At 61.6% G+C, this 305-nt stretch carries 1 protein-coding gene; it reads right to left on the reverse strand.

Features of this window, described 5'->3' with window-relative positions; all coding sequences use genetic code 11:
* A partial coding sequence (locus H4O21_RS25685) for a hypothetical protein (protein WP_220495931.1) occupies nt 1-241 on the reverse strand: 241 nt, incomplete at its 3' end.
* Nucleotides 242-305 lie beyond the last annotated feature (64 nt).

Here is a 305-nt window from a genome sequence, read left to right on the forward strand (position 1 = left end):
GCTGCGCGGACGCGGGCAGAGCCTCATACGCCTGCCGCAGTCCAGAGGGAAAAAGGTAGCCCTTGGCGGCGTCGGCAGATTCGCAGAGCGCGACGTGCCATGCCTCGGCTGCCGCAAAGCCATCAGCGGCCGGTCGAGGGCAGCTCGTTGACGGTTCGTTGACGGTAAACGGCAGCTTTGCTACATTGCGAGGATGAGAAATCCCCTCCGCACCAGCTGGGCGGATATTTCGCTTGGACATGGATGGTTCTCCAGGTAGTCCAGGTAGAGGGCCGCAGCGCTAACTGCGGTACTTCATTGATAGG

It is taken from the genome of Oceanospirillum sediminis (assembly GCF_014164585.1).
Taxonomy (GTDB): domain Bacteria; phylum Pseudomonadota; class Gammaproteobacteria; order Pseudomonadales; family Halomonadaceae; genus Oceanospirillum; species Oceanospirillum sediminis.